This is a genomic window from Tardiphaga sp. GW822-FHT04G09 (assembly GCF_058800725.1).
Genome location: NZ_JBXAMO010000026.1, coordinates 27594 through 41938, shown reverse-complemented (window position 1 = coordinate 41938; position 14345 = coordinate 27594). Strand labels below are relative to the sequence as shown.

14 protein-coding genes and 1 pseudogene are annotated in these 14345 nt (G+C 60.6%); 7 read left to right on the top strand and 8 right to left on the bottom strand.

The window, feature by feature from the left end; translation table 11 throughout:
• Positions 1 to 225: 225 nt before the first annotated feature.
• From AC1RLZ_RS28015 to AC1RLZ_RS28000, 4 genes are read right to left on the bottom strand one after another with little or no spacing between them, the layout of a single operon-like run.
• Positions 226 to 1044 carry an ABC transporter ATP-binding protein gene (locus AC1RLZ_RS28015; RefSeq protein WP_493191310.1) on the bottom strand — a complete coding sequence of 273 codons (819 nt, stop codon included), beginning with the start codon at positions 1042 to 1044 and terminating at the stop codon, positions 226 to 228.
• Complete coding sequence (locus tag AC1RLZ_RS28010) at positions 1041 to 1868, bottom strand: ABC transporter ATP-binding protein (protein ID WP_493191309.1); 828 nt, start codon at positions 1866 to 1868, stop codon at positions 1041 to 1043. Before AC1RLZ_RS28010 ends, AC1RLZ_RS28015 begins: the two co-directional genes overlap by 4 nt.
• On the bottom strand, positions 1865 to 2902 hold the full coding sequence (locus AC1RLZ_RS28005; RefSeq protein ID WP_493191308.1) for a branched-chain amino acid ABC transporter permease: 1038 nt from the start codon (positions 2900 to 2902) through the stop codon (positions 1865 to 1867). Before AC1RLZ_RS28005 ends, AC1RLZ_RS28010 begins: the two co-directional genes overlap by 4 nt.
• Positions 2895 to 3767: a branched-chain amino acid ABC transporter permease gene (locus AC1RLZ_RS28000; protein ID WP_493191307.1), complete on the bottom strand. Its 873-nt coding sequence runs from the start codon at positions 3765 to 3767 to the stop codon at positions 2895 to 2897. Before AC1RLZ_RS28000 ends, AC1RLZ_RS28005 begins: the two co-directional genes overlap by 8 nt.
• A 227-nt stretch (positions 3768 to 3994) precedes the next feature.
• Here AC1RLZ_RS28000 and AC1RLZ_RS27995 point away from each other — a divergent pair, with 227 nt between their 5' ends.
• Positions 3995 to 4831, top strand: coding sequence for an IclR family transcriptional regulator domain-containing protein (locus tag AC1RLZ_RS27995; protein ID WP_493191306.1), 837 nt, complete (start codon positions 3995 to 3997; stop codon positions 4829 to 4831).
• Between the two features lie 88 nt (positions 4832 to 4919).
• On the opposite strand, the gene AC1RLZ_RS27990 is transcribed toward AC1RLZ_RS27995, so the two are convergent.
• From AC1RLZ_RS27990 to AC1RLZ_RS27975, 4 genes are all read right to left on the bottom strand, one after another.
• Positions 4920 to 5684, bottom strand: coding sequence for an SDR family NAD(P)-dependent oxidoreductase (locus AC1RLZ_RS27990; protein WP_493191305.1), 765 nt, complete (start codon positions 5682 to 5684; stop codon positions 4920 to 4922).
• 79 nt (positions 5685 to 5763) lie between these two features.
• Positions 5764 to 6087 (bottom strand): 2Fe-2S iron-sulfur cluster-binding protein, encoded by a 324-nt coding sequence (locus AC1RLZ_RS27985; RefSeq protein ID WP_493191304.1) that lies wholly within the window; start codon positions 6085 to 6087, stop codon positions 5764 to 5766.
• The gene (locus AC1RLZ_RS27980; protein ID WP_493191303.1) at positions 6087 to 7340 is read right to left on the bottom strand and encodes a cytochrome P450; all 1254 of its coding nucleotides are present in this window, start codon (positions 7338 to 7340) and stop codon (positions 6087 to 6089) included. The genes AC1RLZ_RS27985 and AC1RLZ_RS27980 overlap by 1 nt, the downstream gene beginning before the upstream one ends.
• A 366-nt stretch (positions 7341 to 7706) precedes the next feature.
• Positions 7707 to 8258 carry an NADPH-dependent FMN reductase gene (locus AC1RLZ_RS27975; protein ID WP_493191302.1) on the bottom strand — a complete coding sequence of 184 codons (552 nt, stop codon included), beginning with the start codon at positions 8256 to 8258 and terminating at the stop codon, positions 7707 to 7709.
• Between the two features lie 163 nt (positions 8259 to 8421).
• Here AC1RLZ_RS27975 and AC1RLZ_RS27970 point away from each other — a divergent pair, with 163 nt between their 5' ends.
• From AC1RLZ_RS27970 to AC1RLZ_RS27945, 6 genes and pseudogenes are all read left to right on the top strand, one after another.
• Positions 8422 to 9684 carry an aromatic ring-hydroxylating dioxygenase subunit alpha gene (locus AC1RLZ_RS27970; protein WP_493191301.1) on the top strand — a complete coding sequence of 421 codons (1263 nt, stop codon included), beginning with the start codon at positions 8422 to 8424 and terminating at the stop codon, positions 9682 to 9684.
• Entirely contained in the window at positions 9681 to 10166 is a 486-nt protein-coding gene (locus AC1RLZ_RS27965; protein WP_493191300.1) for an aromatic-ring-hydroxylating dioxygenase subunit beta, read from the top strand. The genes AC1RLZ_RS27970 and AC1RLZ_RS27965 overlap by 4 nt, the downstream gene beginning before the upstream one ends.
• 66 nt (positions 10167 to 10232) lie before the next feature.
• Complete coding sequence (locus AC1RLZ_RS27960; RefSeq protein WP_493191299.1) at positions 10233 to 11249, top strand: 2Fe-2S iron-sulfur cluster-binding protein; 1017 nt, start codon at positions 10233 to 10235, stop codon at positions 11247 to 11249.
• A gap of 50 nt (positions 11250 to 11299) precedes the next feature.
• On the top strand, positions 11300 to 12310 hold the full coding sequence (locus AC1RLZ_RS27955; protein ID WP_493191298.1) for a PdxA family dehydrogenase: 1011 nt from the start codon (positions 11300 to 11302) through the stop codon (positions 12308 to 12310).
• Between the two features lie 31 nt (positions 12311 to 12341).
• Complete coding sequence (locus AC1RLZ_RS27950; protein WP_493191297.1) at positions 12342 to 13331, top strand: Bug family tripartite tricarboxylate transporter substrate binding protein; 990 nt, start codon at positions 12342 to 12344, stop codon at positions 13329 to 13331.
• Positions 13332 to 13591: 260 nt separating this feature from the next.
• Positions 13592 to 13810: pseudogene (locus tag AC1RLZ_RS27945) on the top strand (CopG family transcriptional regulator); the annotation flags it as partial.
• Positions 13811 to 14345: the final 535 nt, after the last annotated feature.

The following is a 14345-nucleotide window of genomic DNA, read 5'->3' as shown; positions in this document are numbered from 1 at the left end:
GTTTTGCGTGTTAAATTCGTCGCGTTCCGTCTCGCCGTCTGCTCATCGTCAGGCGCGTGCCTTGCCGGTTCGCCATCGTCGACGGCACTGCCGGGGCGAAAAGAATCAGTCTCGATCCCATCGTTACTGCACCGATCGGGCACAGCTTGGTGGCGATATGGCGTGGTCTACAGCGGCCACCGCCAGGGTGCTGCCTGCGCGCGTGATCTTCGGAGCCTCGGGTTCTCATGCCTCGCCAAGATAAGCCTTGATGACCTCCCGATTCTCGAGCACGTCACGCGGCGCGCCGTCGGCGAGCGAGCGGCCGTAGTCGAGCACATGGATCCGATCCGCGAGATCGGACACCATCTCCATGTCGTGCTCGATCCAGATCACCGGCAGTCCCAGCGACGACTTGCTTTTGAGGATCAGATAGGCCAGGCCCTCACGGTCGTCGCGCGACAAGCCTGCTGACGGCTCATCGAGGAGAAGCACGGATGGTTCGGCGGCCAGCGCTCGTGCAAAGCCGACTATCTTCTGTTGGCCGAACGAAAGGTCCCCGGCGGGGGCATCGCGATAACGCTCCATTTCAACAAACTTGAGGACCCCATCGACGCAAGCGCGATGACGCTCCTCCTCGCGTCGCGCGGCCTGCGTACGGAACACTTCCGAGAAGGTGCCGGTGCGAATACGCGCGTGCCGTGCGGCGAGCAGGTTGTCGATGACACTCATTTGCGGGAATAGTTCGCCGTGCTGGAAGGTCCGGGCAACGCCGAGCCGCGCAACGTGATCCGGCTTGAACCCGGTGATATCGGTGTCGCCGACACGTATCCGTCCCGAGGAAGGTCGGTAAAGACCGCTGATGCAATTCAGAACGCTGGTCTTGCCCGCGCCATTCGGCCCAATCAATGCGAGGAGTTCTCCCATGCGAACGTTCAGGGATATTCCGTTGAGAACCGTCAAGCCGCCGAACGAGAGAATGACGTTCTCGACGACGAGCGCAATCGCAGCGGGTCCGACGCCGTTGGCATGCGAGGGGTGAATGTCGGTGCTGGCTGGCGTCATCCGAACAGGCTCCCGCCGTTCGTTGCGCCGCGAGCGATCGCAATATCCCGGTAGTTACGGCGCTCGGCTCCGGATGCACCATGACCGAGATACGCGTTTTGCACCGCCGGATCCTGGCGAAGGTCGACCGCAGCGCCGGAAATCGTCACGCGGCCGTTTTCCAGAACATAGGCATAGTCCGCAATCTTGAGGGCAACGTTCGCACTCTGCTCGACCAGCAGGATCGTCAAGTTCATGTCGCGACGCAGGGCCACCAGTCGCGCGACGATTTCTTCGACGATGATCGGTGCGAGCCCGAGCGAGAGCTCGTCGATCAGCAGAAGGTCCGGCCTGCAGACGATCGCAGCGCCGATCGCCAGCATCTGCCGCTCACCACCTGACAACAGGCCGGCCGATTTTCCGGTGTGGGTCACCAACCGCGGGAAGGTCTCGAACACAAGTTCGACCAGCGCGGATCGCTCCGCCTTTGAAATGTCCGGGGACGCAACCGCCTGCAGATTCTCCAGCACCGTGAGATTGGGAAACACCTTGTCACGTTCGGGAACAAGTCGCATCCCGAGGCAGGCGAGCCGGTCCGGACTCGCGTTCTCGATGGATTGCCCGCGGTAGCGGATCTTGCCGCGTGACACGCGCGCATGATCCAGCCCTATGAAGCCGGAGACGGCGCGCAGCGTCGTGGTTTTCCCAGCGCCATTGGCGCCGAGCAACGCCGTGATCCGGCCTTGCCTGACATCAATCGAAAGGCCAGGAAGCGCGGTGATCGCGCGCTGATAGATCACCTCGACATTCTCGAGCGACAGAATGATCGTGCCGTCGGCGGTCATGGCGTTGTCTCCACAGGACGCGGGCGGACACGGATATTCAGCAAGCGACGTCGGACGCGCCGCCAGATTGCGACGAGACCTCCGGGCTCCAGGACAAGAAAGATGATCATGACAACACCGAACGCCGTGTAGTTCAGCGCGAACACCTGATTGGCATGATTGCTGGCTCCTGGAAGCAGCATCACCATCGCCTCGATGGCGTAAGGCAGCACGGTGAGGAACACCGCGCCGAGGATTGCCCCGGCCACCGATCCCATTCCGCCGACAATGATCATCGCGACGTACTGCACCGAGAGCATCAATGGAAAGGCATCCACCGACACGAAGCCGTGATAGGAGGCAAACAGCGCGCCACCGACCGCAGTGACGGCCGATGAGATCACGAACGCCATCAACTTGGCACGCGGAACGTTGATACCGAGCGCGGCGGCAACCGTACCGTTGACGTGCATCGCGCCCCAGGCTCGCCCGGTGCGGCCACGCAGAAGATTGAAGACCAGCCAGAACACCAAAGCGAGCGCAACCAGAAGCACGACATACCAGCCCCGGGCATCGGTGAGGCGATAGCCGAACATCGATGGCGGCTCGATCAGGATGCCGGTGGAAAACCCACGCGTGGTTTCGTATTCGCCGCCGAGGTATATCACCACGAAGTAGAGCGCGAGTGTGCTCACCGCGAGATAGAGACCGCGCAGGCGAAGACTTGGCAGGCCGAACACCAGTCCGAGCAGCATGCCCATCAATGCCGCTGCCGGGATCGTGAAGATAACCGGGACATTGAATTCTTTCGTGAGGATTCCCGTCGTGAACGCGCCGGCGGCGATCAGTCCGGCATGGCCTAGCGAAACCTGCCCGGCAAATCCCGTCAGGACCATCAAGGACAGCGCGCCGATGCAGGCCAGAAACACCTGACATGCAAGATCGATCTGAAATGGCGTGGCAAAGAGGGGAAAGGCGATGGCGATCGCCAGGCCGACGCCGCCGCGGACTCGCCGTAAGGCTTCCGGCTTTGCGGCCGTGAAGGGATTAAACACGATCCAGCGCCTCCCGCGTTCCCAGCAGTCCCCACGGTCTGATCGCCAGAGCCGCGATCAGGACGAGAAACGGCACCACGTCCGACAGCAAGGGATCTGCAGTCTGGATCAGCACTACCTCGATGGCCGCGATCAGAAGCGATCCGATCAACGCGCCAACCAGACTGTCGAGCCCACCCACCAGTGCCGCCGGAAACGCTTTCAGCCCGATCATGGTCATCGTGCCATCGAGACCGGAGTCCAATGAAATCAGAATACCCGCCGTCGCACCCGTGAAGGTCGAGACCCCCCATGTCAACGCGTAGATGACGTTGAGATTTATTCCGCGTTGCGCAGCAAGCAACGGGTTCTGGCCGACCGCACGCGTCCTTATGCCCCACTGCGTGAGATAAAGCCCCGCAAACAGCGCCAGGTAGATTAGCGCGGTGACAACGACCAGCACCAGGGAGAACGTCGAGATGCGAGCGCTTGCAAAAAGCTCGATCGAATGATTCGGCAGCCCGATCATCCTCGCCGGATACTGCTGCTGCGTCGACCAGATCAGGACCACAAGACCACGCACCATGACGCCGAGCGCGATCGTGGCCAGCACCGCCGCCAGAACAGCCTGCCCCGTCATGCGCCGGATCAACATGATGTAGACGAGAAAACCAACGAGCGCGCTAAGCAATGCAGCGGCGGGCAGCGCCACGAACGGCGACGGGGAGACGCCGGATGCGACGGCAATCAGCAGATAGCTACCGAGCATCATCAGTTCGCCATGCGCAAGGTTGAGAACGCGACTGGCCCGATAGACCAGGACATAGCCGCTCGCAATCAGCGCATAGATCGCCGCAAGCACCACAATGTTGACTGCTAGCTGCATCTATTTGGCGCCGCCCTGGACAATCGCTGGATTCGACGATCGATTTTGGAGAGAACGCGGGCGCGCGGTCGACCGAGCGTGCCGACGCGTGACAACAATAATTTTAAGCTTCAATTGCGTTCCCCCGGTTGACAAATAACCTACTGTTCGTATATCGAACATGTGATCTTTTTTTTAAAAATAAAGCCGTATTCAATATGCCTGTCAAGCGCCCTGTTCAACGAGCAATGCCGGCATCGAAACGCCCGACTGAAGGTATGGGTGGTCTGGCGAAGGGTTTGGCGATCATCGAAGCGCTGTCGTCTCGCGGCGTACAGAGCGCGGCCGATGCGGCGCGCGCCGCTCAGTCGACGCGCGCCGCAGCGCGCCGATGCCTATTAACATTGGTCGAGCTTGGTTACGTCGAACGCGTCGGACGTGAGTTTCGACCCCTGCCAAGATTGCGTAACCTCGGCCAGCCCGGGAGCGTGCGCGACAGACTTGTCGAGGCAAGCGCCGATGTCCTCACTCGCGGCAGGGACAAGTTGAACGAGTCACTCTCGCTGGCTGTCCTCAACGGTGACAGTGCTGTGTTCGTGGCCCGCGCGGAAGCGGAGCACATCATTTCGACCGGTGTACGCATCGGCGCGCGGCTTCCGGCCTATTGCTCCGCAACCGGCCGCATCCTTCTCGGCTCGCTCGACGACGACGCCATTCGCGCGATCATCTGCGGCAAGACGCTGACCCAGCGCACGCCTAAGACAATCGTCAAGCCCGCCTTGATCATGCAGGAGATCAAGGCAAGCCGGACATCGGGCTGCGCGATGAGCGACGAAGAACTTGAGCTTGGAATGCGCGCCCTTGCCGTACCGGTGCGCGACATCGACGGCAAGGTCGTCGCCGCGCTAAGCGTCAGCGCCTATTCGGCGCGGGTCAATCGCAAGCTATTCCTGACCCAGTTCCTCGCCGTCATCCGCGACTGCGCCGCGCAGCTTGAAGAGCAATGCTTCGGCAAGCGCTATCAAGCGGCGGGCGTCAAGGCGCCAGCTCGGGTTCGCCTACCCAAGCAGCTCGATGTCGGCTAGTTCGCGAGACCGCGCAGCCGCGACGCCCAGGGATCCTCCACGCGCACGGCAAGAGTCTGGCGCATCACCGAGCGCAATCGCGAAACGCCTACAGGAAAACGCTGCCGCCATCGACGGCCAGGGTCTGTCCGGTGATAAAGGCCGAGCCATCTCCTGCGAGAAACAGCAACGCACCGACGAGATCGGCGGGCACCTGATCGCGCTGTATCGAGCGGCTCGAGCGCCTGACCACCTCGCCCATCTTCTCTTCCATGCCGGATGCAAGCACCCCGTCACTCAGCGTAAAGCCAGGCGCGATGGCGTTGACGGTAATGCCGTCGCTGCCCAGTTCACGTGCCAGCGAACGGGTAAATGAAACCACGGCCCCCTTGCTTGAGGTGTAATGGAGCATGAACGGCGCGCCCCTGAGCTGCGAGGTCGAGGCAATATTGACGATGCGCGCCGCGCCTCGCGCGCGCAGCGCCGGCAATGCCGCCTTCGCACACAGGAAAGGGCCCAGCGTGTTGACCTCCATCACCTTCATCCATTCCTCCGGAGAGATCTGGTCGAACGGCTTCAGCGTCAATGATGTGAAGATGCCCGCATTGTTCACCAGGACATCCAGGCCGCCATACGTCCTGGTGGCGACCGCAACCATGTTCGTCGTGTCTTCGACGCTGGTGACGTCGGACTTGACGCCGACGACGTTCAGTCCTTCGGCTCGCAGTGTTTCCGCGGCCTGATCTGAATTGTGCATATCGGCGATCACGACCGAGTAACCGTTTTCGGCCATTGCGCGAGTGAGCACGAGCCCGATTCCGCTGGCCCCGCCCGTCACAATGGCAACGCGGGCATTTTTCTTGTTCTCAGACATGGACATCTCCTCAGATGTGTTTGCACGCGGCGCGAGCCGCGGCGTAACGCCGGGAAAATCCGGTCGTCGATGAGTGCGATCAGGACTGCCGATCGGGGATTCGAACCACAAGGGTGTCGATATCTGCCGTGACGCTGAGCTGACAGCTCAGGCGGCTGCTTGCGAGCCGCTCCGCCAAGGCGCTCTCCAGCATCTCGTCTTCGATCTCGCCCACTGGGGGAATGAGATCTGCGCCGTCACCTTCGATATAGACGTGGCACGTCGCACACATCGCCGCGCCGCCGCATTCCGCAACGATGCCGGCGATCCCGTGACCGACAGCAGTGCGCATGACATTGGCGCCTGGCTCAACCTGAATGGATGTCTGCCGACCGCCCGGCTCGACATAGACTATCGTCGGCATCAATGATCCTTGTTGTGTTTGGCGAGGAAACGAAGTGGCAGCGCGGAATACCCGCGAACGGTGTTGTTGTAGTGCAATTCCGGTTCGCCGAGGGCCTCGATCCGCTCGACCTGTGCCGCCAGCGCCTTGAGCACGATCTCCGCCTCAAGCCGGGCGATCATCTGTCCTGCGCATCCGTGGATGCCGGTGCCGAACGCAACGTTCGCCGCCGGCTTGCGATGCACGTCGAACGTGTCGGCGCCGATCCAGTGGCGCGCGTCGCGATTGGCGGAAGCGACAAAGACGAGGATCTTTTGATTCTTGTCGAGCTGCACGCCTTCCAGCGTCACCGTCCGGGTCGTCGTGCGATAGAAGGAATGAAAGGTACTGTCATAACGCAGCACCTCTTCGATCGCCTGTCGCGCGATCCCTGGATTGTCGCGCACGATAGCCCATTGTTCGGGATTGCGGGTAAAGCAGGCAAGTGCGTTGCCGATCGTGAAGATCGTTGTGTCAAGACCTGCCGACAGCATGGTGCGCACCAGCATCCCGGCTTCTTCAGCGGTGATCTCGCCGGCATCAGCCGCGGCATAAAGCTCGGCGCCAAAACTATCCGTACAGAGATTTTGGCGCTGGCAGACCTCGTTGATCCAGTCGATCGACGGTCCAAGCCTTGCGAGACACTCCTTGAATCGGTCGTTCTGCGGGCCAAACGCATTAAAGACCATGTCACCATAGGGCAGCAGGTGCTCGCGGCCGTCGGGCGGCAGCCCGACGGCGTCGGCAAATACCTTCAGCGGATACGCTTCGGCGAGATCCTTGACGCCGTCGCAATCCCCTTTTGCGATCAGGCGCGACACCATGGCCTGCGCCTCCTGCTCGAAGCGCTCGCGAAGCCTATTCAGCGACCGCGGCGACAGGATGCGCGAGAAGACCTTGCGGGTGCGCGAATGATCCGGCGGATCGACTTCAAGAATAATGCTCGGCTTGCGCCACGGCGTCTCGGTATGGAAGTTGGTAAGACCAACGCCGGCGCTTGAACAGAAAGAATCGTGGTCGGTCAGCACGCGAACGACGCTGTCATAGGTGCCGACCGCATAGGTGCCATACTTCTGCACCCAGACGAGCGGACCAGCCGCACGCAGTTCCTGATAGTATGGATAGGGATTGGACATCACCTCGTCCGAATAGGGATCGAATGTCATGACCGGAACGTGAGGCGGCACATTGCCCGGCCTGGACATGTCGATCCGCTCATAACTTACCTGCGACATCGCTTCCTCCATCCCATCTGTCTGACCCGCCGGCATCGAGGGGAAAGCTTCCGCAACCCGCTTGATCGCTTGCAGCTAATCAACTCCGGTCACACCGGTCTGCGGGCATTTAATCTGCCCGGCCCTTTGTTTGTTCGTTATGCGAACATTGAGCGATATACGTTGTCGGTTTACAAACCTCTGATTTTTGAGTCAACGGTTTGTCAGCGCACGTCACATGCGGTGGATGGTACTTTCGGGGAATAGTCCGTGAGCCGCAGCGGGCAGGCGTCTTCGCGCCAGCCCATCGCGACAGCGCCGAAGACAAGGTGTGCCCCGTGGTGCTGGGCTGCCGTCGCATTCCGCACACGTTCTTGTGTCGGCGAGCTAGGATTGCGACGAACACAACTGGCGTAAGCACCCGTCAAGCAATTGCTTTTTGATCTTCGACGACAGTTCACCCGCTTGATCGAACGGGCCGTCGAGAGAGCCCAGTTCGAGTTGCTGCGAGACGACCGTCGCGCCGAGTTCGCGAAAAAATTGTTGAAGCGCCGGTTGGCCTCGGAGGCCACCGGCACCGCGACTTGCCATGCCGCACAGAGCCACTTGCGCGCCCCGAAACGGCGTCTCCCGGTCCGCATCCGCCAGCCGCAACCAACCCACCGCGTTCCTGAGCACCGCCGAGTAAGCGCCCGTGTATTCGTCCGAACTGATAAAGAAGCCGTTGGCCGACTCCAGCAAAGATTTCAACTTGGCAAGGTCCGCTGGGACGTCGTGGGGGCTGTGCTGTTCGATGCTTGGCAGATCGAACTGCGTCGGGTCGAACTCGATCGGTTCGATATCGTTGAAAGAGCGACTTGCGAGGTCTGCCGCCGCCGGTGCGAGTTTCCAGTTCGTCGATCCGATGTGACTGCATCCAGAAATAAAAACCAACTTCATTCTGCGACCTTCCGCACGGGAGACATCGGGCTCGCATGCAGTCGAGTTCAGCAGCGATCACCCTGTTTTGGAATCTTCTAAAACTTGACACATATCCATCAGGCTTGTAAACGAAATTCGCATAACGACCGTAGTTCGAATAGCGAACAAAAGGAAATGCGAGATGAACGAGTATGCTCGCCGCGACGGAAGCCTAGCCAACTGGCCCGACGACGGAGAAATCCGGCGAGTGCCGTATTGGGCCTTCAAGGACAAGGATCTATTCGAACTAGAGAAGCGGGCTCTGTTCCATGGCCCGACCTGGAATTTCCTCTGCCTGGAGGTCGAGCTGCAGGCAGCGGGCGATTTCGTCGCTGTGCACGTTGGTGAAACGCCAGTGATCGTGACGCGTGACCGGGACGGAGAGCTGTACGCGTTTGAGAATCGATGTTCGCATCGCGGCGCGCTTTTGGCGCTGGAAGATCGCGGCAATGTAAAGGACTTCACCTGCGTCTATCACGCGTGGAGCCACAATCTTCAGGGTGACCTCGTCGGGATCGCGTTCAAGGACGGGATCGGCGGAAAGGGCGGCATCGCAAAGAATTTTTGCATGGCCGACCGGGGGCCACGTAAGTTGCGGGTCGTGGTCCTGCACGGTCTGCTATTCGGCAGTTTCGACGAAGATGCCGAGGAGATCGAGGATTATGTCGGTCCGGAACTCGTGGCGCGGATTGCTCGGGTGATGGACGGCCGCAAGCCGGTCGTGCTCGGTCGCTTTACGCAGATACTTCCGAACAACTGGAAGCTCTACGTCGAGAATACTAAGGACAGCTATCACGCCAGCATCCTGCACACGTTCTTTACCACGTTCGAGCTCAACAGGCTTTCGCAGCGAGGCGGAATCGTCGTCAACAAGAGCGGCGGATCGCACGCCAGTTATTCTGAGGTCGATCGGGAGGCGGAAGTTGGCAAGACTAAAGACGTCTATTCCCAGCAAAACATCCGGTCGCAGTCGGAACTGAAGCTTTCTGACATGTCGCTGCTGCAGAATTTCAAGGAGTTCAACGACGACACGACGCTGCAGATTCTATCTGTGTTTCCCAACTTCGTCCTGCAGCAGATTCAGAACGCGTTGGCTGTGAGGACCGTTCTGCCGCGTGGCACCGATCAGATGCATCTGAAGTGGACCTATTTCGGCTTCGCGGAAGACACGCCGGAGCAGCGCAAGATCCGGATGAAGCAGTCCAATCTCGTCGGCCCCGGTGGATACGTCTCGATGGAGGACGGATGCATCGGCGGATTCGTGCAGCGTGGCACGGCAGGATCGCAAGACGAACAGGCGGTTCTCGCAATGGGCGGCTATTCGACCGAAAGCAGCGACGACCGCATCACCGAGGCTGCGATTCGCGGCTTCTGGCAGGAGTACCGGGCGAGGATGGGCATATGATTGATCTTCACGAGCGTCACCGGCTGGTGGCGCTAATCTCGATGGTCCAGGCCAGTTATGTGCGCGCGATCGACGATGGCGACTGCACCACGTGGCCCGACTATTTCACCGATGACTGTTTCTACAAGATCACGACAGCGGACAATCACAGCCAGAGTTTGGAAGCGGGATTGATGTGGATGGACAGCAAGGGGATGCTGCACGACCGCATTCTCTCGCTGCTGGAGGCGAATGTTTACGAGCGCCACTCGTATCGGCATCTCCTCGGCCAGCCCTATATCGGCGACGTCGAGGGTGACGAATTGGATTCGGAGACGCCGTTCATGGTTGCACGTATTACGCGTGAAGGTCCGACGGATCTGTTCGCAACGGGCCGGTACATCGACCGCTACCGCGTGACGGAGGACGACGCCAAGCTGGTGAAGCGGATCGTCGTTCTCGACAGCGGCTATGTCGATACGCTGCTCGGTTTTCCGCTCTGAAACACCGCCGGATCGCCGTCACGAGCCGACCGCCGGCTGAAAACTCAACATTTCGGGAGGAACGTCGTGAGTTTCCTGATTTCCATCGTGGATAGCGACATCGCCTTCGAGTGTGCAGAGGACGAAACCGTTCTCGACGCAGCCGAGCGTGCCGGCTATTCGATGCCATATTCGTGCCGAAAGGGTGTTTGCTCGTCTTGTGCGGGCGGCCTTGTCTCCGGCCAGGCGATGGTGCGCGGACGCGGAGCATGCGTCGGGCCTGCGAACGACGTTTTGCTGTGCCAGGCTCGCCCGCAAAGCGATCTGGCTGTCGCGCCGACGCGGATTCGTCCGGCCGACATCATCGAACGCAAGCGCTTCACGGCGAAGGTCCGCAAGATCGAACGCCCCGCGCCCGACGTGGCGGTCCTGCATTTGCGTCTGCCGATGGGCCGGCGTGCGATCTTTCAGGCCGGCCAATATCTCCGTGTGTTGATGGCCGACGGCGACAGCCGGAACTATTCGCTGGCCAACCCGCCGCAGAAGAGCGATGAGCTCGAACTGCATATTAGGCATGTGCCGGGCGGTAAGTTTTCCGAAGGCCTGCTCCGACCGCTGGAAAAGGCGAGCACGCTGGAGATCGAACTACCGTATGGCGAATTCTCGCTCAGCGACAAAGCCGATCGTCAGGCGATCATGATCGCCACCGGCACCGGCTTCGCCCCCATCAAGTCGATCATCGAGAACGCCATCAGACTTGGCCAGGCCAGGCCGATCCATCTTTACTGGGGCGCCAATCGGCCGGCGGATCTCTACATGCCTGCACTGCTGGCGGCATGGGTCGATGCGCATCCCTGGTTCCGGTACACGCCCGTCGTGTCGAGCCCGGCCCCCTCGTGGGCAGGCCGCATTGGATTCGTGCATGAGGCGGTCAAGTCCGATTATTCCAACATGTCGGCGCTTGAAGTCTATGCGTGCGGTGCGCCGGCAATGATCGATGCTGCACGGCGCGATTTTCTCCGCGATGGCGGCCTCGCACAGAATGCGTTCTTCAGCGACGCCTTCGTGCCTAGTGGGGACGATGGGTCGGCATCCGCGGCATGACGGATCATTGACACGAGGCGCGCCGAATGCTGCAACGAGGAGGCCACACGATGAGCCGGACCATCGATACGATCGCCTTGACGATCGGCGATCCCAACGGAATAGGTCCGGAGATCGCCGTGAAGGCTGCCGCCGAACTGGCCGGCGGTGCAGGCCTCAAAGTGGTGCTGGTCGGCGATGACCACGTCATCCGTCACTACGTGCGGCGGCATGCACCTGAGATGTCCCTTGTGCGCCATGACGCGACCGGCTCGCCGTCCCGTGGAGCGATGTACTGGCATCCGATGCAGGTGTTGGCTGAAACCGACTTCAAGCCGGGAGTGGTGGACGCCGCCGCCGGAAAGGCCACGGTGGACTATGTCGCGGAAGCCATTGCTCTGGTGCGCTCCGGCGCGGTCGACGCCATTGTCGGATGTCCGCATAACGAGACCGCGGTGAATGCCGCCGGAATTCCGTTCTCAGGCTACCCCGGGCTCATTGCGAGGCTGACGAATGCAGCGGACGACGACGTCTTCATGATGTTCATCGGCGGCGGGGCGCGCATTCTGCATACAACGCTGCACGAACGTCTACACGACGCGCTGGCGCGCCTCACGCCGGAGTTGGTCGAGAAAGCCGCTCTGGTCTGCCTCGGCACGCTGAAGCGTCTGGGCATCAGCACGCCCCGGATCGGCATCTTCGGTATCAATCCGCATGCCGGCGAGGGTGGATTGTTCGGCAACGATGATGATCTCATCACAGCGCCGGCGGTGGCGCGCCTGCGCGCTGCAGGACATCTGGTCGAGGGGCCCGTCGGCGCCGACCTGCTCGTGACGCGCAAGGATCTCGACGGCTTCGTCGCGATGTATCACGATCAGGGACATATCCCGATCAAGCTTCTCGCCGGGCGGAACGCGTCGGCATTCTCGGTGGGTTCAGACATCCTGTTCTCCAGCGTTGGTCACGGAAGTGCCTTCGATATAGCGGGAAAAGGGGTGGCGGATGCAACGGCGGTGCTTCGCACCGTGCGCCTCATCAGCAATACGACCTCGGTGCCGGGCAGCGGCGTTCATCCGGGCTGATCAGAAAACCAACACGGTGGGAGGAATGCAGATGACGACGTGGGCTTCGCTTCAAAGGACATTATCGATTGCGGCAGTCGGCACTCTGTTGTTCGCGAGCGGATCGCGGGCCGACATCGAAACAGACTATCCATCGAAGATGATCAAGATCGTCGTCCCGTTTTCGGCCGGTGGCACAGCAGATGCTCTGCCGCGGATCGTGGCCGAGAAGTTGCGCCAGAAGTGGGGCAGGGCCATCATCATCGAGAACCGCGCCGGTGCCGGCGGTAATATAGGCGCCGAGTTCGTCGCGAACAGCCCGCCTGACGGCTACACGTTACTGGCGAGTCCGCCGGGACCGATTGCGATCAACGAGACACTTTACAAGAAGCTGAATTTCAAACCTTCCGAACTTGTTCCGGTCACGTTGTTGGCAACCTCGCCGAACGTCGTAGACGTCAGACCCGACTTTCCGGCGAAGTCGATTGGCGAATTGATCGCCTTTGCGAAGGCCAATCCCGAGAAGGTGACATTTGCCTCCCAGGGCAATGGATCGACATCGCACCTGACGGCGATGCTGTTTCAGAACTTGACGCAAACGCGCATGACGCATGTCCCCTACAAGGGCACGGCGCCCGCGCTGCAGGACGTTGTTGGGAACACCGTCGACGTGTTTTTCGACAATCTTGGCTCCTCGCTGAGTCTTCATGAAAGCGGCAGACTGCGGATCCTCGCCGTATGCGGCCCGGAGCGTACGCCGCAGCTCGCGGACGTGCCGACCGCGCAGGAAGCCGGCGTTGCAGGCTTCACGTCAGTGACGTGGTTTGCACTGATGGCACCGAAAGGGACACCTGGCGCAATCATCGAGAAGCTGAATCGGGCCGTCACGGAAATCCTGCGCGAGACCGACGTGCAGTCGATGTTTACCGCGTTGGGCGTGCAGGCGAGCCCGATGACCGTGCAATCAACTGCACAGTTCATCGATACCGAACGCATAAGGTGGAGCGACATCATCCGGTCCACGCAAACCTCCATGGACTGAACCTGGCGCCGAAACGGTCAAGGCGGCCGTTTGCGGTGTCAGATCAGGTTGGTCGTTGAAAAGCAGAAGCAAAATGCTCAGCGAAACTTCTTTCGACGTGGCATCGTTCATCGACAATCGCCGCGGGGGATGGACACAATATGCAGTCGTCTGTTCCCCGTCAGCACCCGCCGCTGTTTCCGTAGACAAGTCCGGCCGGTTGTCACGGACGGGCGGATGGTCGGTGCTGAAGCCGCAGGCTTTGCTCAGAATCGAGCGGGCGGAAAGAGGCCGCGTTTGCGCGCCGTCTCGATCGGCTGTCGCGAAAGGTGCAGAAGCTGGAGCGGGACGTTAGCCTTACCGCCGAAACACTGGCCTTGTTCGTCCGCTTCTGGCTGACGATTACGCCGCCGCTGCCGAACGATGCGCGGGCGGCCGCCCAGATCAAGGGCCGCGAGCGGTATGAAGGTTTTATCGAGACCCTTGGCCGCCGCTTATAGAAGGGCCAGAATTTCTTGCGCGTGATCCCGGACGACATTGTCAATGACAGGCTGGACGGGAGTTGATGGACATCTCGGAAGTCGGAATCTTTGTCGCTAAGACGATGGGCCTAGCGGCCTTTAGCCGGCGGCGCTCGCGGTCGGCTCGCGAAAGCAGCAAATGCCGCTGAACACCCGCATGCTGAAACCGCATTTAGCTTTTTACACTTCACAGCACTGCGGGGGCCGGGCTCTAACCTTAACTGAGGGAAGGCAGGGCGGGTCAGCGGCGCAAGTTTCGCAATGTTACTGATGCAATCATACAGAACGCTGGCGAGCCTAAGTAAAAGCGAGCGGACGCCCAATTGGATCTGCTGCCCGAAACGCGCCAAGCCCAGGTCGAGGTTATATAGATCCGTTCCTACGCGAACGCGGTCGCAGCACCTTTCAGCCGCTTCACCAACCCCGTCCACTGTTCCCCCGTATTGCAAATCCCGGCAACGAGCGGCATGTGAAAATCAAGGTGACGATACAGGGTCAGGTGCTCGTGCTCATG